Origin of the sequence: Mycobacterium sp., from assembly GCF_035499775.1 — a bacterium.
Lineage (GTDB): Bacteria > Actinomycetota > Actinomycetes > Mycobacteriales > Mycobacteriaceae > Mycobacterium.
In genome coordinates, this window is record NZ_DATJYB010000632.1 from 1 (window position 1) to 17,245 (window position 17,245).

Annotated in this window: 13 protein-coding genes, 1 pseudogene and 1 riboswitch; of the genes and pseudogenes, 9 read left to right on the top strand and 5 right to left on the bottom strand. The window is 67.4% G+C overall.

What is annotated here, in order from left to right; translation table 11 throughout:
* From VML93_RS37710 to VML93_RS37750, 9 genes and pseudogenes are all read left to right on the top strand, one after another.
* A pseudogene (locus tag VML93_RS37710) lies at nt 1-790 on the top strand (NADP-dependent phosphogluconate dehydrogenase); the annotation flags it as partial.
* Nucleotides 791-808: 18 nt separating this feature from the next.
* The gene (locus VML93_RS37715; protein WP_325618862.1) at nt 809-2,245 is read left to right on the top strand and encodes a GuaB1 family IMP dehydrogenase-related protein; all 1,437 of its coding nucleotides are present in this window, start codon (nt 809-811) and stop codon (nt 2,243-2,245) included.
* Between the two features lie 221 nt (nt 2,246-2,466).
* The gene (locus VML93_RS37720) at nt 2,467-3,819 is read left to right on the top strand and encodes a hemolysin family protein (RefSeq protein WP_325618897.1); all 1,353 of its coding nucleotides are present in this window, start codon (nt 2,467-2,469) and stop codon (nt 3,817-3,819) included.
* Nucleotides 3,819-4,862, top strand: coding sequence for a hemolysin family protein (locus tag VML93_RS37725; protein ID WP_325618899.1), 1,044 nt, complete (start codon nt 3,819-3,821; stop codon nt 4,860-4,862). Before VML93_RS37720 ends, VML93_RS37725 begins: the two co-directional genes overlap by 1 nt.
* A 249-nt stretch (nt 4,863-5,111) precedes the next feature.
* Nucleotides 5,112-7,334 (top strand): malate synthase G, encoded by a 2,223-nt coding sequence (locus VML93_RS37730; RefSeq protein WP_414686554.1) that lies wholly within the window; start codon nt 5,112-5,114, stop codon nt 7,332-7,334.
* 32 nt (nt 7,335-7,366) lie between these two features.
* A complete protein-coding gene (locus tag VML93_RS37735) occupies nt 7,367-9,694 on the top strand; it encodes a substrate-binding domain-containing protein (protein WP_414686555.1) in 2,328 nt (775 codons plus the stop codon).
* Nucleotides 9,695-9,759: 65 nt separating this feature from the next.
* Nucleotides 9,760-10,620 carry a haloalkane dehalogenase gene (locus VML93_RS37740; RefSeq protein ID WP_325618864.1) on the top strand — a complete coding sequence of 287 codons (861 nt, stop codon included), beginning with the start codon at nt 9,760-9,762 and terminating at the stop codon, nt 10,618-10,620.
* Between the two features lie 44 nt (nt 10,621-10,664).
* Nucleotides 10,665-10,913, top strand: coding sequence for a type II toxin-antitoxin system prevent-host-death family antitoxin (locus tag VML93_RS37745; protein WP_325618866.1), 249 nt, complete (start codon nt 10,665-10,667; stop codon nt 10,911-10,913).
* Nucleotides 10,914-10,941: 28 nt separating this feature from the next.
* Complete coding sequence (locus VML93_RS37750) at nt 10,942-11,286, top strand: PIN domain-containing protein (protein ID WP_325618868.1); 345 nt, start codon at nt 10,942-10,944, stop codon at nt 11,284-11,286.
* Between the two features lie 22 nt (nt 11,287-11,308).
* Here the strand turns inward: VML93_RS37750 and gcvP are convergent, their stop codons facing one another.
* The 5 genes from gcvP to garA form a co-directional block, all read right to left on the bottom strand.
* A complete protein-coding gene (gene gcvP, locus VML93_RS37755) occupies nt 11,309-14,152 on the bottom strand; it encodes an aminomethyl-transferring glycine dehydrogenase (RefSeq protein ID WP_325618870.1) in 2,844 nt (947 codons plus the stop codon).
* Nucleotides 14,153-14,307: 155 nt separating this feature from the next.
* Nucleotides 14,308-14,405: riboswitch (glycine riboswitch) on the bottom strand.
* A 95-nt stretch (nt 14,406-14,500) separates the two neighbouring features.
* Nucleotides 14,501-15,142, bottom strand: coding sequence for a MerR family transcriptional regulator (locus tag VML93_RS37760; RefSeq protein ID WP_325618872.1), 642 nt, complete (start codon nt 15,140-15,142; stop codon nt 14,501-14,503).
* A 259-nt stretch (nt 15,143-15,401) separates the two neighbouring features.
* Nucleotides 15,402-15,896, bottom strand: coding sequence for a bifunctional nuclease family protein (locus VML93_RS37765; RefSeq protein WP_325618906.1), 495 nt, complete (start codon nt 15,894-15,896; stop codon nt 15,402-15,404).
* A gap of 118 nt (nt 15,897-16,014) precedes the next feature.
* Nucleotides 16,015-16,770: a MerR family transcriptional regulator gene (locus VML93_RS37770; protein WP_325618874.1), complete on the bottom strand. Its 756-nt coding sequence runs from the start codon at nt 16,768-16,770 to the stop codon at nt 16,015-16,017.
* Nucleotides 16,770-17,237 (bottom strand): glycogen accumulation regulator GarA, encoded by a 468-nt coding sequence (garA, locus tag VML93_RS37775; RefSeq protein ID WP_325618876.1) that lies wholly within the window; start codon nt 17,235-17,237, stop codon nt 16,770-16,772. Before garA ends, VML93_RS37770 begins: the two co-directional genes overlap by 1 nt.
* Nucleotides 17,238-17,245 lie beyond the last annotated feature (8 nt).

Sequence of the window (17,245 nt, forward strand, 5' to 3'; positions counted from 1 at the left end):
CGACGTCTTCGCCGAATGGAACAAGGGCGACCTGGACAGCTACCTGATCGAGATCACCGCCGAGGTGCTGCGCCAGACCGACGCCAAGACGGGAAAGCCGCTGGTCGACGTGATCCTCGACGAGGCCGAGCAGAAGGGCACGGGCCGCTGGACGGTGAAGTCGGCGCTGGACCTCGGGGTGCCGGTCACCGGCATCGCCGAGGCGGTGTTCGCCCGGGCGCTGTCCGGTTCGGTGCCGCAGCGGCGGGCCACCACCGGACTGGCCTCCGGCGAGCTGGGCCACAAGCCCGCCGACGCCGCGAAGTTCACCGAGGATGTGCGCCGCGCGCTCTACGCCTCGAAGATCATCGCTTACGCCCAGGGCTTCAACCAGATTCAGGCCGGCAGCGACGAATACGACTGGGGCATCACACCCGGCGACCTGGCCACCATCTGGCGCGGCGGGTGCATCATCCGGGCCAAGTTCCTCAACCGCATCAAAGAGGCCTACGACGAGGACCCCCAGCTGCCGACCCTGATCGTGGCGCCGTACTTCCGCAGCGCGATCGAAGCGGCCATCGACAGTTGGCGCCGTGTAGTGGTGACCGCCACGCAGTTGGGTATCCCCATTCCCGGGTTCTCCTCGGCGCTGTCCTACTACGACGCGCTGCGCACCGAGCGGCTGCCCGCCGCGCTCACCCAGGGCCTGCGGGACTTCTTCGGGGCGCACACGTACGGGCGGATCGACGCCGACCCCGGCAAGAAGTTCCACACGCTGTGGAGCGGAGACCGCAGCGAAGTGCCGGCCTAAGGGGGCAGTACAGCAGCGATGAGGTTCCTCGACGGGCACCGACCCGGGTACGACCTGACCTACAGCGACGTTTTCATCGTGCCGAACCGCTCGGACATCGCATCGCGGTTCGACGTCGATCTGTCCACTATCGACGGGTCCGGCACCACCATCCCGGTGGTGGTCGCCAACATGACCGCGGTCGCCGGGCGGCGGATGGCCGAGACGGTGGCGCGGCGCGGCGGCATCGTGATCCTGCCGCAAGACCTGCCGATCGACGTGGTGCAGCGAACGGTGGACTTCGTCAAGAGCCGTGATCTGGTGCTCGACACCCCGGTGGTGTTGGGGCCCGACGATTCGGTGTCGGACGCGATGGCGCTGATTCACAAGCGGGCGCACGGCGTGGCGGTGGTGCTCTTCGAAGGCCGCCCAATGGGTTTGGTGAGCGAAGCGGCCTGCGTGGGGGTGGACCGGTTCGCCCGGGTGCGCGACGTCCTGGCCACCGACTTCGTCACCGCCCCGGCCGGCACCGAGCCACGCAAGATCTTCGACCTGCTCGAGCACGCCCCGATCGACGTCGCGGTGCTGACCGACACCGACGGCACGCTGGCCGGTGTGCTCACCCGCACCGGAGCGATCCGCACCGGGATCTACACCCCCGCCACCGACGCGCACGGCCAGCTGCGGGTCGGTGCCGCCGTCGGCATCAACGGCGATGTGGGCGCCAAAGCCCGGGCCCTGGTCGAGGCCGGGATCGACGTGCTGGTCATCGACACCGCGCACGGACACCAGCTCAAGACGCTGGAAGCGATCAAGGCGGTCGCGTCCCTGGATTTGGGCGTCCCGTTGGCCGCGGGCAACGTGGTGTCGGCCGAGGGCACGCGGGACCTGATCGGCGCCGGGGCGAGCATCGTCAAGGTCGGCGTCGGCCCGGGCGCGATGTGCACCACCCGCATGATGACCGGTGTCGGCCGCCCGCAGTTCTCCGCGGTGCTCGAATGCTCTGCTGCGGCAAGGAAACTCGGCGCTTATGTGTGGGCGGACGGCGGGATCCGTCATCCCCGGGACGTGGCACTGGCGCTGGCCGCCGGGGCGTCGAACGTCATGATCGGGTCCTGGTTCGCCGGCACCTACGAGTCCCCGGGAGACCTGATGCGGGACCGCGACGACCAGCCCTACAAGGAGAGCTACGGAATGGCGTCCAAGCGTGCGGTGGTGGCTCGCAGCGCGGCCGACAGCACCTTCGACCGTGCCCGCAAGGCGTTATTCGAGGAAGGCATCTCGAAGTCGCGGATGGGACTGGATCCCGACCGGGGCGGCGTCGAGGACCTGATCGACCACATCACCTCCGGCGTGCGCAGCACCTGCACGTATGTCGGCGCCGCGACCCTGACGGAGCTGCACGAGCGGGCCGTCGTGGGGGTGCAATCGGCGGCCGGCTTCGCCGAGGGCCATCCGCTGCCGACCGGCTGGTGAATGCCGGGGTAAGAGCCGACTCCGCAAAGTTGTGACCGACGTTTTCGCTAACATGTGAAATTCATCCCGCAGCACCGCGCTGCGACGGGATCGAGCGAAAGGGATGACGTGCCGCAGGCACCCGCCGGGGCCTTTTCGATGCAGGCCTTCGGGGACGAGCGGTCATGCGCATCTGCGCCGGGTCCACCGGTGTCCAGGGCAATTCACCGACTGGACTGCCGGTGATTATCTCCGTCACCACCGCCAGCTTGCTGGCTATCGTGGCGCTCATCTTCGGCAACGCGCTGTTCGTCGCGGCCGAATTTTCGCTGACCGCGCTGGACCGCAGCACGGTGGAAGCCAACGCCCGCAACGGCGGCCGTCGCGACCGGATGATCCTGCGCGCCCAGCACAAGCTGTCGTTCCAGCTGTCCGGTGCCCAATTGGGCATCTCGATCACCACGCTGGTGACCGGTTACCTGACCGAGCCGTTGGTGGCCGACCTGCCGCATCCATGGTTGGACGTGCTCCGGGTCTCCGATCCGGTGGCCGACGCGATCACCGCGTTCATGGCGTTGGTGCTGGTCACATCGGTATCGATGGTTTTCGGTGAGCTGGTCCCCAAGTACCTCGCGATCGCACGGCCGTTGCGGACCGCCCGCGCCGTGGTGGCCCCGCAGGTGCTGTTCTCGGCGCTGTTCACGCCCGCCATCCGATTGACGAACGGGGCGGCCAACTGGATCGTGCGCAAGCTGGGTATCGAACCGGCCGAGGAGCTGCGGTCGGCCCGCTCACCGCGGGAACTGCTGTCGCTGGTGCAGACTTCGGCGCGCAGCGGCGCGCTGGACTCGGTGACCGCGGCGCTGGTACGGCGATCGCTGCAGTTCGGCACCCGCACAGCCGAGGAACTGATGACGCCGCGCTCGAAGATCGTGGCGCTGCAGACCGACGACACCATCACCGACCTGGTCGCCGCGGCCGCCGAGTCCGGGTTTTCCCGATTCCCGGTCATCGACGGCGACCTCGACGAGACGGTCGGAATCGTGCACGTCAAGCAGGTGTTCGACGTTCCGGCCGCCGAACGCGCGCACACACTGGTGACCGCGGTGGCAAAGCCGGTCACGGTGGTGCCGTCCACGCTGGACGGCGACGCGGTGATGGCGGAGATCCGCGCCGACAGCCTGCAGACCGCACTGGTGGTCGACGAGTACGGCGGCACCGCCGGTATGGTCACCGTCGAGGACCTGATCGAGGAGATCGTCGGCGATGTTCGTGACGAACACGACGACGCCACACCCGACGTGGTGCCGTCGGTCAACGGATGGCAGGTATCCGGCCTGCTGCGCATCGACGAGGTGGCCACCGCCACCGGATATCGGGCTCCCGAGGGACCCTACGAAACGATCGGCGGCCTGGTGCTGCGCGAGCTCGGCCACATCCCGGGCGCCGGTGAGACGGTCGAGGTACCGGCGTTGGATCCGGACGGCCTGCCCGACGCGTCGGAGCGCTGGCAGGCGACGGTGGTCCAGATGGACGGCCACCGCATCGACCTGCTCGAGCTGACCCAACTCGACGGGCACGGGATCGCACCGTGATGCACGACGCGCTCGGAGTGGTGGTGGCGATCCTGCTGATCGCCACCAACGCCTTCTTCGTCGGAGCGGAGTTCTCGCTGATCTCGGCCCGCCGGGACCGCCTGGAAGCATTGGCCGAACAGGGCCGGGCGAGCGCGGTCACCGTCATCCGGGCCGGCGAGCAGCTCTCCTCGATGCTGGCCGGCTCTCAGCTGGGCGTCACCGTGGCCTCGATCCTGCTGGGCCGGATCGGCGAGGCGGCGGTTGCCAATCTGCTGCGGACGGCGCTGGGACTGACGTCGATGCATCCGGCGGTGGTGCACACGCTGTCGTTCGTGATCGCGCTGGCGCTGGTGGTGACGCTGCACGTGCTGCTAGGCGAGATGGTGCCGAAGAACATCGCGCTGGCCGGTCCGGAGCGCACGGCGATGCTGCTGGTGCCGCCCTACCTGATCTACGTGCGCGCGGTCCGGCCGTTCATCGTGTTCTACAACTGGTGCGCCAACGCGGTGCTGCGCATGCTGCGCGTGGAGCCCAAGGACGAGCTCGACATCACCGTATCCACGACCGAACTGTCCGAGATGATCGCCGAATCGGTATCCGAAGGTCTGCTGGATCAAGAGGAGCACACCCGGCTGACCCGGGCCCTGCGGATTCCGGCCCGCAGGGTCGCCGACGTGGCGCGCCCGCTCGCCGACGTCCGGGCCGTGCGGGTGGCCGCGGCGGGCAGCGGGCCGACGATCGGCGCCGTCGAACAGGCCCTGGCGCAAACCGGCTACTCTCGGTTCCCGGTCGCCGGCCCCGGGGGTCAGTTCATCGGATACCTGCACATCAAGGACGTGCTGACGCTCAGCGACGATCCACAGTCGGTGATCGATCTGGCGCTGGTGCGGCCGCTGCCGCGGGTTCCCAAGTCGCTGCCGCTGGCCGACGCGCTGTCGCGGATGCGCCGCACCAACAGCCATCTGGCGCTGGTGACGGACGCGGATCGCGTGGTGGCCATGGTGGCGATGGAGGATCTGGTGGAGGATCTGGTCGGCACCATGCGCGACGGGACGCGCTGAGACTCCCAGGCCAGCCCGTATGATCTTTGCGACTGCGGTCCACTGCGGAGGAACTTCAGCTTGGCGTACGTCGTTGCCAGAGGAGAATTCGTACTGGCGGCGGCGTCGCCGCTAAACGGCCCTGCCAAAGCTGTAAGCGCGGCGTGACCTGCTGTTGCGGGTCGGCCGTATACGCTCGTCAGGCCGCTGGTCGGTAGGCTGAGCACTGTAAATCGGGGCCAGCCAGCAGGGCTTTTATGGAGGAGAACCATGACTGAACGCGTGGCAGAGCGAGTTACCCAAGGCAACTTGCGCGTCGCCCGGGTGCTCTACGATTTCGTCAACAACGAGGCCCTGCCTGGCACCGGTATCGACCCGGACAGTTTCTGGGCGGGCGTCGACAAGGTTGTCACCGACCTCACCCCGCAAAACCAGGATTTGCTGAACCGCCGTGACGAGCTGCAGGCGCAGATCGACAGGTGGCACCGCCAGCGGGTGATCGCGCCACTCGACGCGCAGGCCTACCGCGAATTCCTCACCGAAATCGGTTACCTGCAGCCCGAACCCGATGACTTCACGATCACCACGTCGGGAGTCGACGACGAGATCACCACGACGGCCGGCCCCCAGCTGGTGGTCCCCGTGCTCAATGCGCGGTTCGCGCTGAATGCCGCCAACGCCCGCTGGGGCTCGCTGTACGACGCGCTGTACGGCACCGACGTCATCCCGGAGACCGATGGCGCCGAGAAGGGGTCGAGTTACAACAAGGTGCGCGGCGACAAGGTGATCGCCTACGCGCGCAACTTCCTGGACCAGGCGGTGCCGTTGGCGTCGGGCTCGTGGGCGGACGCGACGGGCTTGCGCATCGTCGACGGCCAACTGCAGGTTGCCCTCGGTGCGGACGCCACCGGGCTGGCCAGTCCGGAGAAATTCGTCGGATACAGCGGCGAGCTCGGCTCCCCCAACTGGTCGGTGTTGCTGGTCAACCACGGACTGCACATCGAGATCCTCCTCGACCCGGAGTCGCCGGTCGGCAAGACCGACGTCGCCGGCATCAAGGACGTGGTCCTCGAGTCGGCGATCACCACGATCATGGACTTCGAAGACTCGGTGGCCGCCGTCGACGCGGACGACAAGGTGCTCGGTTACCGCAACTGGCTCGGCCTGAACAAGGGCGACCTCGCCGAGTCGGTCGAGAAGGACGGCAAGACCTTCACCCGCACACTCAACGAGGACCGCACCTACACTCGGCCGAACGGGGGCCGGGATGCGGATGAGCTGACCCTGCCCGGACGCAGCCTGATGTTCGTCCGCAACGTCGGGCATCTGATGACGAACGACGCGATTGTCTTTCGCGCCGGTAACGGCGAAGAAGAAGAGGTGCCCGAGGGCATCCAGGACGCGTTGTTCACCGGCCTGACCGCCATCCACGGGCTCAAGACCGGAGACTCCAACGGACCGTTGACGAACAGCCGGACCGGTTCCATCTACATCGTGAAGCCCAAGATGCACGGCCCCGACGAGGTGGCGTTCACCTGCGAGCTGTTCAGCCGGGTCGAGGACGTGCTCGGTCTGCCGCAGGCCACCATGAAGGTCGGCATCATGGACGAAGAACGGCGTACCACGCTCAACCTCAAGGCGTGCATCAAGGCCGCTGCGGACCGGGTCGTGTTCATCAACACCGGCTTCCTGGACCGCACCGGCGACGAGATCCACACCTCGATGGAGGCCGGCCCGATGATCCGCAAGGGCGCGATGAAGAGCACCACCTGGATCAAGGCCTACGAGGACGCCAACGTCGACACGGGGCTTGCGGCCGGCTTCAAGGGCAAGGCTCAGATCGGCAAGGGCATGTGGGCGATGACCGAGTTGATGGCCGACATGGTCGAGCAGAAGATCGGCCAGCCCAAGGCGGGCGCCACCACCGCGTGGGTGCCGTCGCCGACGGCGGCCACCCTGCACGCGATGCACTACCACCAGGTGGATGTGGGCGCCGTGCAACAGGAGCTGGAAGGCAAGACCCGCACCACCATCGACGAGCTGCTCGCGATCCCGCTGGCCAAGGAACTGGCCTGGGCTCCCGAGGAGATCCGCGAGGAGGTGGACAACAACTGCCAGTCCATCCTGGGGTACGTGGTGCGCTGGATCGACCAGGGTGTGGGCTGCTCGAAGGTGCCCGACATCCACAACGTGGCGCTCATGGAGGACCGGGCCACGCTTCGGATCTCGAGTCAGTTGCTGGCCAACTGGCTGCGCCACGGCGTGATCACCGCCGACGACGTGCGCGCCAGCCTGGAGCGGATGGCGCCGTTGGTGGATCGGCAAAACGCCGGCGACCCGGCGTACTTCCCGATGGCACCCAATTTCGACGACAGCATCGCCTTCCTGGCTGCTCAGGAGCTGATCTTGGCCGGAGGGCAGCAGCCCAACGGTTACACCGAGCCGATCCTGCATCGGCGTCGTCGGGAATTTAAGGCGCAAGCAGGTGCCTGATTTCCGCTTGAGCAGGGGCGAGCTGCGACGGAATGGACGCGGGCGCCGATATGGGTAGGCACAGCCTGCCGGACCCCGAGGATTCCGCCTCCGAGCCGGCTTCCGAAACGTCTGAGGAACCCTTCCCGGACAGTCCGGATGCCGGGGACGAGTCAGAGCCCGGCCGGCACAGCGGCGACCAGGCAGATTTCGGCTACCCGGAAACCGTTCCGGAGCCGCCGCCCGTCGAATCCCCGGGTGCGGCGGAGTTTTCCTCCGATGACGACGAATGGTCGGGTGAGCACGAAGATTCCGACGACGATCTGTACGCGGACGACGACCGGTCCTTCGTCAGCTGGGAGCGCTTCCCCGCCGGCGATGACCCCTTCGCTGCCGAAGACGAGCCTTTCGCCGCCGAAGACGAGCCTTTCGCTGCCGAAGACGCGCCGCACCACCCCGCAGACGAGCCTTACACGGCCGCAGACGAGCCTTTCCCCCGTGCCGAGGATCCCTATCCCGCTGGAGGCGACCTGGCACCCGGCGCCGACGACGAGTACCCGGACTTTCCGCCGCGGCCGGCCGGCATGGGGACCCTCGGCCCGGCAACGCCGCCGCCGGTACACGCCGCCGGCCACCGGGAAGCCGGCGAGTGGCGGGGCGGTCACCGCAGCGCCGGGGGCAGACGCGGAGTCAGCATCGGCGTGATCGTGGCGCTCATCCTGGTCGTCGTGCTGGTGGGCGGGTGGATCCTGTGGAATCTTTTCGGCGACGCGTTGTCCCACCGTTCGCACAATGCGGCGACACGCTGCGTGGGGGGCAAAGAGACGGTCGCTGTGATCGCCGACCCGACGATCGCCGATCAGGTGCGCGAGCAGGCGGAAAGCTACAACTCGACGGCCGGGCCGGTCGGTGACCACTGCATGTCGCTGAGCGTCAGAGCCGCCGGCTCCGATGCGGTGCTGAGCGGTTTCAGCGGCAAGTGGCCCGCCGAGTTGGGTGGCCAACCGGCATTGTGGATCCCCGGCAGCTCGGTCTCTGCGGCGCGCCTGGCCGGTGCTGCCGGTCAGAAAATCATCAGTGAGAGCCGTTCCCTGGTGACCTCGCCGGTGCTGCTCGCGGTCCGACCCGAATTTCAGCAGGCCCTGGCCAACCAGGACTGGGCGGCACTGCCCGGCCTGCAAAGCAACCCGAACTCACTGACCGGCCTCAACCTGCCGGCTTGGGGCTCGTTGCGCCTGGCCCTGCCGACCAGCGGTAACGGCGACGCCGCGCTGTTGGCCGGTGAGGCGGTGGCAGCCGCGTCGGCACCTGCGGGCGCCCCGCCGACCCAGGGCACCGGCGCGGTGCGCACACTCGTCGGCGGACAGCCCAAACTGCCGGACAGTTCGCTCGGCGAAGCGATGAAGGCGCTGCTCAACCCCGGTGACGCGGCGGCCTCGCCGGTGCACGCGGTCGTCACCACCGAGCAGCAGTTGTTCCAGCGCGGCGAGTCGCTGTCGGATGCCAAGAACAAGTTGGGCTCCTGGCTACCACCCGGGCCGGTCGCGATCGCCGACTATCCCGCCGTGTTGCTCAGCGGCTCGTGGGTATCGCACGAGCAGGCCGAGGCGGCCAGCGCGTTCTCCCGGTACCTGCAACAGCCCGAGCAACTGGCGAAATTCGCCAAAGCCGGGTTCCGCGGCAACGGCGTCAAACCGCCGAGCAGTCCGGTCACCAGTTTCCCGACGCTGGCCCCGACGCTGTCGGTGGGCGACCAGGCGATGCGAACTACGCTTGCCAATAGCTTGAGCGCACCGTCGACCGGAGTGGCCGCGACCATCATGCTCGACCAGTCGCTGCCCAGCGACGACGGCGGCAAGACCCGGCTGGCCAATGTGGTGGCGGCGCTCAGCGACAAGATCAAAGCGATGCCGCCGACGTCGATCATCGGGCTGTGGACCTTCGACGGTCACGACGGGCGCTCGGAGGTGGCCGCCGGGCCGCTGGCCGACCCGGTCAACGGTCAGCCTCGCACTAATGCGCTGACGGCCGCGCTGGACAAGCAGTATTCCTCCAACGGCGGTGCCGTGTCGTTCACCACGCTGCGCCTGATCTATCAGGACATGCTGACCAACTACCGTGCCGGCCAAACGAATTCGATACTGGTGATCACGGCAGGACCGCACACCGACCAAACCCTCGACGGGTCGGGACTGCAAGAGTTCATCCGCCGCAGCGCGGATCCGGCCAAGCCGATCGCGGTCAACGTCATCGACTTCGGCGGTGACCCGGACCGGGCCACCTGGGAAGCCGTCGCGCAGCTCAGCGGCGGCAGCTACCGCAACCTGGGCACGTCGGCCTCCCCTGACCTCGCCGCGGCGATCAACACCTTCCTGAGCTGACTGGATTTTGGCCCTACTCTTCTGTCACCTGCCGACATACCATCGGCAGCGCGAGAGGAGGGGCATTGAAGATCAATTTCACCCCGGATCCCGAGCTGTACCCGTTCGAGTCGCGCTGGTTCGACAGCTCGCGGGGGCGCATTCACTACGTCGACGAGGGTGACGGCCCGCCGATCCTGCTGTGCCACGGCAACCCGACCTGGAGCTTCCTGTATCGCGACATCATCGTCGCGCTGCGAGACCGGTTCCGTTGTGTCGCACCGGACTATCTCGGTTTCGGGCTGTCGGATCGCCCGTCGGGGTTCGGCTACAAGATCGACGAGCACGCCCGGGTGGTCGGCGAGTTTGTCGATCACCTCGGTCTCGACGGCTATCTGAGCATGGGGCAGGACTGGGGCGGGCCCATCAGCATGGCCGTCGACGTGGACCGCGCCGACCGGGTGCGCGGAATCGTCCTGGGCAACACCTGGTTCTGGCCGACGGACGTGCTCACGACGAAGATCTTCAGTCGGGTGATGGGCAGTCCGCCAATGCAGTACGCGATCCTGCGGCGGAATTTCTTTGTCGAACGGCTGATTCCGGCGGGCACGGCTCGCCGGCCGAGTCCGGTGGTGATGGAGCACTACCGCGCGGTGCAGCCCAGCCCTGAGGCACGCCGTGGGGTCGCCGAGATGCCCAAGCAACTCCTGGCGGCGCATCCCCTGCTGGAACGGCTAGCGCGCGAGGTGCCGGCGAAACTGGGTGCCAAACCCGCGCTCTTCGTCTGGGGCATGAAGGATTTCGCGTTCCGGCCCGGCCCGTCACTCCCCCCGATGCGCAAGGCGTTCCCCGATCACGTCCTCGTCGAGTTGCCCGGCGCCAAACATTTCATCCAGGAGGACGCGCCCGGCCAGATCGCCGAGGCGATCATCGGCAGGTTCAGCTGAGTGTATGTAGATCATGATCTACATAATTGGGCTATCCTCAAATGATGGAAAAGGTCGGAATCCGCGAACTGCGGCAGAACCCAGCACCCGTGTTGAAGGCGGTGGAGGCCGGTGCTGAAGTGACCGTCTCCGTGAGCGGACGTCCGGTGGCTCGCATCGTGCCGCTGGAAAGCCCGGCATGGGTCGACGGTGAACGCGCCGCACGCATTTACGGCGTCGCCGTCGATGCGCTGTGGGAATCTGAGTTGCGCATGGCCCGAGAAGAAGACACCGTTGACGACCCCTGGTCGTAGCAGGGCGATCCTCGACACTAGCGTGCTCGTGGCCGCCGACGCTGACCTTTCCGGCCTGGTGTGCCAAATCAGCGCGGTCAGTTACGCAGAGTTGCACTTCGGCGTGCACGCGGCTGACGACGAGACACGGCTTGGGCGTCAGCATCGTCTGACGCTGATTCAGGCGACCTACGGCCACGGGGTTGCCTTTACCGACGAGACAGCTCACCACTATGGGCTGCTGTGCGGACGGCTCAAACAACGGGGCCGCAGCCCCCGCGGCAGGGCGATGGATCTGATGATCGCCGCCACCGCCCTGAGCCTCGGCGTCGCTCTGGTCACCAGGAATCCCGGCGACGTCGAGGGGTTAGGGATCGAGTTGCTGATCCGCTAACGCGCGTCGCCGGCCTCCATTCTCACGCGAACGCCTCCACCGGCGGGCACGAGCAGACCAGGTTGCGGTCGCCGTAGGCGCCGTCGATGCGCCGCACCGGCGGCCACACCTTGGGCCGGAAGCCCGCACCCAGCGGATAGGCGGCCTGTTCGCGGCTATACGGGTGATCCCAGTCGGCCACCAGCAGGCACTCGGCGGTGTGCGGCGCGCCGCGCAGCGGATTGTCCTCGACAGGCCACTCCCCTGCGCCGACGCGGTCGATCTCGCCGCGGATGGCGATCATGGCCTCGCAGAAGGCGTCGACCTCGGTCAGGCTCTCGCTCTCGGTGGGCTCCACCATCAGCGTGCCGGCCACCGGGAAGCTCATGGTAGGCGCGTGAAAGCCGTAGTCCGCCAAGCGTTTCGCAACATCGTCCACGGTGACGCCGGTCGACTTGGTAATCCCGCGCAGGTCGAGGATGCACTCGTGGGCGACCATGCCGTTCTCGCCGGTGTAGAGCACCGGGAAGTACTCGTCGAGCCGCCGGGCGATGTAGTTGGCCGAAGCGATCGCGGTCAGCGACGCCGCGCGCAGCCCGTCGGCGCCCATCATCCGGATGTAGGCCCAGGTGATCGGCAGAATCGAGGCCGACCCGTAGGGAGCCGACGACACCGGATGCCCCTCGGGCAGTTCGGGGGCATAAGGGTGACCCGGCAGGAACGGGGCCAAATGCGAACGAGCCGCCACGGGCCCGACGCCCGGGCCGCCGCCGCCGTGCGGAATGCAGAATGTCTTGTGCAGGTTCAGGTGGCTGACGTCGCCGCCGAACTTCCCGGGCCGGGCCAGTCCCACCAGGGCGTTGAGGTTGGCGCCGTCGACGTACACCTGGCCGCCGGCGTCGTGCACGGCCGCGCAGATGTCCGTGATGTCGTGCTCGTACACACCGTGGGTGGACGGGTAGGTGATCATCAGCGTCGAGAGCCGGTCGGCGTGCTCAGCGACCTTGGCGCGCAGATCGTCGAGATCGACGTCGCCAGCCCGACCAACGTCGTCGTGACATCGCACAATTACCACCCGCATCCCGGCCAACGCGGCCGACGCGGCGTTGGTGCCGTGCGCGCTGGACGGGATCAGGCAGATATCGCGATGCGGTTCACCCTTGCTGGCGTGGTACTCGTGAATCGCCAGCAGGCCCGCGTATTCGCCCTGGGAGCCGGCGTTGGGTTGCAGCGAGACCGCGTCGTAGCCGGTGATCCCGACCAGCCAGCTTTCCAGGTCCGCGATCACGCGACGCAGCCCTGGAGTGTCGGATGCCGGGGCGAACGGATGCTGACGCGCGAACTCCGGCCAGGTGATCGGCTCCATCTCGGCGGCCGCGTTGAGCTTCATGGTGCACGACCCGAGCGGAATCATGCTGCGGTCCAACGCAATGTCCTTGTCCGCCAGCGCGCGCAGGTAGCGCATCATCGCCGTCTCGGTGCGGTACTGCGTGAATGCCGGATGCGTCAGGAACTCCAATGCGCGCGACGCGATGTCGGTTCCGCCGTGCGCGCCGGCCGAGACCCCGAACGCGTCCAGCACCACCGCCACGTGCGCGTCGGTGGTGGCTTCGTCGCACGCCACCGACACGTGGTCGGCGTCGACGCGCCAAAGGTTGACGCCGTGCGCCTTGGCCGCGGCCACCACCTCGTCGGCCCGGCCCGGCACCCGGGCCAGCACCGTGTCGAAGTACGCGTCGTGCACCAACGCGTCCGCCAGGGCGCCGGCGATGGTCTGCGCGTGGGCGTGCACCCGGCGCGCGATCGCAGTCAGCCCCTCGGCGCCGTGGTAGCTGGCGTACATCGCGGCCATCACCGCCAGCAGCACCTGGGCCGTGCAGATGTTGCTGGTCGCCTTGTCGCGGCGGATGTGCTGCTCGCGCGTCTGCAGCGCCAATCTGAACGCCGGCGACCCATCCGCATCAACGGACACGCCGACCAGGCGTCCGGGCAGCTGACGGGCGTGTTTGGTGTGCACCGCCAGGTAGCCCGCGTGTGGGCCGCCGAATCCCATTGGCACGCCGAACCGTTGGGTGGTGCCGAACGCGACGTCGGCACCGATCTCCCCGGGCGGGGTGATTAGCGTCAGCGCCAACAGGTCGGCGCCCACGGCGATCAGCGCGCCGCGCTCGTGCGCCTGCGCAATTAGACCGGTCCAGTCGGTGATGCGGCCGCTGGCCCCGGGCAATTGGGCGATGACTCCGAAGAACTCGCCGTCCGGCAGACCGCCACGCAGATCGGCGGTGACGATCTCGATGCCCAGCGGCTTGGCGCGGGTCGCCAGTATCGCCGCGGTCTGAGCGAACACGTCGCTATCAACGACGAGGCGGCCAGTCGACGACCCGCGGGCCGCCGCCCGATGCATCAGTGTCATGGCCTCGGCGGCGGCGGTGCCTTCGTCGAGCATCGACGCGTTGGCGATCTCCAGGCCGGTGAGGTCGCTGACCAGGGTCTGGAAATTCAGCAGAGCTTCCAGCCGGCCCTGGCTGATTTCGGGCTGGTAAGGCGTGTAGGCGGTGTACCAGGCCGGGTTCTCCATGATGTTGCGCAGCAGCACCGGGGGCGTGAGGGTGTCGTAGTAGCCCTGCCCGATCATCGACACGGCAACGGTGTTGGTGTCGGCCAGCGCGCGCAGTTCGGCCAGCGCCTCGGCTTCACTGGCGGGTGCCGGCAGCCGGTCGAGCCCGGGTGCCACTAAGCCCGGGCCGGCGTCGTCGAGCTTGTCGAGAATGCCCGTCGGGACAGCTTTGGCCGCCAGCTCGTCGAGCGAGTCGACGCCGATGACGGCGAGCATCGCCTCGACGGCTTGGTGATCCGGGCCGATGTGCCGGTCGGCGAAGGTTGACATAAGCGAGCTCCTGACAGCGAGAGAGGACTACCGGCCCTCCCCCTCTGTCTTCACCCGTGCACCGGGCGCCTGAGAGATTCGGCGCCGTGATTCGGCGCGTTTCCCCATCGGCGGGCGAGGACCGTGACGGTCGTCACCGCTTTCCAGAGGCATCGGTGTATAACGCGGTCCGGGGGCCTGAGAGGTTGACGGAGAGGTGTTGCTCCTTCGGCGTCCATGACTGGCGGTCACGGAACTCTCCCGCGCAAGTGCGATGCGTGGCCCAGTCTACTTCTCCGCGCGAGCGTGCGCAGATGCACACCGACACGCCGTCACGGGCGTACATCTGTGCACGCTCGCGGCAGGAAGTCAGCCGATCTTGCGGTCGCGATGCTTGCGCCGGGACGCCAACTCGTCTTCCGGCGCGGCGATCGATTCGCCGCCGTCCGCGCGCTCGCCGGGGAAGTCGGCGATGACGCCGGTCAGCTCCCGCATCGCACCGGATACGGCGATGCCGAACACACCCTGTCCACCCTGCAGCAGGTCGACGACCTCCTCGGCCGACGTGCATTCGTACACGCTGGTGCCGTCGGAGAACAGGGTGATGTTGGCCAGGTCCTGAACACCCCGCTGGCGCAGGTGATCCACCGCGACCCGGATGTTGTGCAGCGAGATACCCGTGTCCAGCAGTCGCTTGACGATCTTGAGAACCAGGATGTCCTTGAACGAGTAGAGCCGCTGGCTGCCGGAGCCCGCTGCGCTGCGGATCGAGGGAACCACCAAAGACGTGCGGGCCCAGTAGTCCAGCTGGCGATAGGTGATGCCGGCGATCTGGCATGCACTCGGCCCGCGGTAGCCCACCAGCTCGTCGGGCACCGAGTCGTCGGGGAACAGCCCGGGTTGCACGGGCTCGCTCGCGGCGGCGACGGCTTTGCCGCCATTGGACGCCGCTGCTCCAGCGTCCGGCTGCTCAGAAAGGTCCAGCTGCTCTTGACGTGGCTGGTCGCTCACGGTGGTTCCTCTCGCCGATCGCGCTCGTGTCTAGCTGCGTCACTGGCTGCCCCCGGCAACCACATTTCCTCAGGCCCGAGTGCTAGTGAGCATACGCTTTCCACCAGCTGCCGTGGCCCGAGATCATCTTCAAGTCGTCTCCAAAGTATGGCGGTCCGCGGCGCCAGGAGCCGCTATCCGGCAGGCGTGTCGACATAGCAGTGCCAGATGAGACGCATCCGTAACCGGGTACGGACGGCGTCAGCGCTCGGTTACCCCGTTAGGTGGCCTTGAAATCGTCCGGAGACACGCTGTCGAGAAATTCTTTGAACTTCTCCACCTCGTCCTCGCGAACCGCGCTGCTGGATTCCTCGTCGCCCTCGTCAGGGATCAGCAGCCCGGCCTGGGCGAGAACGGCCTCCTCGACGTAGATTGGCACGCCGACCCGCAGCGCGATCGCCACCGAGTCCGACGGCCGGGCCGACACGGTGATGTTGCGATCGAAGATCAGGTCGGCGTAGAACGTGCCCTCCTGCAGATCGACGATACGCACTTCCTTGAGCGAATGGCCAAGCGCGGCAATGAGATCCCTGATCAGATCGTGGGTCAGCGGGCGGGGTGGCTCGACGCCCTGCTGCTCGAGCGCGATGGCGGCCGCCTCTGACTGGCCGATCCAAATCGGCAGGTAGCGGTCACCATTGGCCTCGCGCAGTAAGAGCACCGGCTGGTTCTGCGGCTGCTCGACGCGAATGCCGACAACACGAACTTCACCCATCTGTGTTTGCCCTCCGCACGTGCCGCTGTGTCCGACTCGAACTCGGCAGCTTGGATGTTCGCTGACCCCGACAAGACCAGTGCCGCCGAACACCAAGCTGTCGAACGAAGTCTAGTCCTCAGCGGTGAAGAAGGTCGCGAACCGCCGACTTGATCAAGGACGTGTGCAATGTGATAGCGAGCGCGGCGACCTCACGTGCCAGGTCGTCGGCGCGGTCGCGGGCGCCGGCCTTGTCGGCTTTGACTAGCGGTCCGGCGATCTGGGTGATCAGGTCGGACTGCCGGTCGGCCGCTGAGCGGAACGCACGCAGATGTCGCGGCTCGACGCCGTAATCGGACAGCGCACGCGCGCATTGCAGGATCACGACGGCGTGTTCGTCGAAGAAACCGCCCGGTCCGGTGGTGATCACCCCGGCTTTGAGCAACGCCGTCAGCAGGTCTTGCGCTTCCGTCAGCTCCACTCCGGAGCGTTCCAGCAGGTCTTCCCGGCTCAGCCGGATGCGGGGGGGTGCCACCGCGGCGGCGTCAGATCCCGGGCTGACGGGTCCCTCGTCGGTCACCGAGACCAATCGCGGTACGCCGTAAGGCGATCCGAAGGACGGGAGTTCACCGTCGGGCTGGGCGTCCAGTTGTGCCCTGATCACCTTCAGCGGCAGGTAGTGATCGCGCTGGGCGCTGAGAATGAAGCGAAGGCGCGCACAGTCGTACGCGGTGAATCTGCGATAGCCCGATGCAGCACGCTGCGGCGTCACCAGCCCCTCGGCCTCCAGGAAGCGAATCTTGGAGATGGTGACATCGGGGAAATCCGGCCGTAGCAGGTCGAGGACCGCCCCGATCGACATCCCGGCCAGTGCCGGGCTATCGGGCGCGCTCACTAGCCTCCGGTTCCCCCGCCGTTGTCGCCCTGCTTGGGTCCGGTCAGGAACACCAAGCGGAACTTGCCGATCTGTACTTCGTCACCGTTGGCCAGCACCGCCGAGTCCACCGGCTCGCGATTGACGTAGGTGCCGTTGAGGCTGCCGACGTCGACGACCTGGAATTCGGTGTTTTCCAACCTGAATTCGGCGTGGCGGCGGCTCACCGTGACGTCGTCCAGGAAGATGTCGCTGTCGGGGTGCCTGCCCGCGGAGGTGATGGCCTGGTCGAGCAGGAAGCGCGATCCGGCGTTGGGTCCCCGTTTGACGACCAACAACGCCGAGCCGGCCGGGAGGCCTTCCACCCCGGACACCGAGCTCTCAGTGCCCACCTGGGCGGGGGCGTCCAGTTCGTTGAGGAAGTCGGCCCGAAAAACGGAGGTCGTCTCCACCGTGACTTCGTCGGAAGTCTGGTCGTTGTCCGTCACCCGCTGCT

Coding starts and splice junctions, on each gene's coding strand:
- VML93_RS37730 (WP_414686554.1), top strand. CDS start 5,112: ATGACTGAACGCGTGGCAGAGCGAGTTACCCAAGGCAACTTGCGCGTC.
- gcvP (WP_325618870.1), bottom strand. CDS start 14,152: ATGTCAACCTTCGCCGACCGGCACATCGGCCCGGATCACCAAGCCGTC.
- VML93_RS37725 (WP_325618899.1), top strand. CDS start 3,819: ATGCACGACGCGCTCGGAGTGGTGGTGGCGATCCTGCTGATCGCCACC.
- VML93_RS37735 (WP_414686555.1), top strand. CDS start 7,367: ATGGACGCGGGCGCCGATATGGGTAGGCACAGCCTGCCGGACCCCGAG.
- VML93_RS37715 (WP_325618862.1), top strand. CDS start 809: ATGAGGTTCCTCGACGGGCACCGACCCGGGTACGACCTGACCTACAGC.
- VML93_RS37745 (WP_325618866.1), top strand. CDS start 10,665: ATGGAAAAGGTCGGAATCCGCGAACTGCGGCAGAACCCAGCACCCGTG.
- VML93_RS37765 (WP_325618906.1), bottom strand. CDS start 15,896: ATGGGTGAAGTTCGTGTTGTCGGCATTCGCGTCGAGCAGCCGCAGAAC.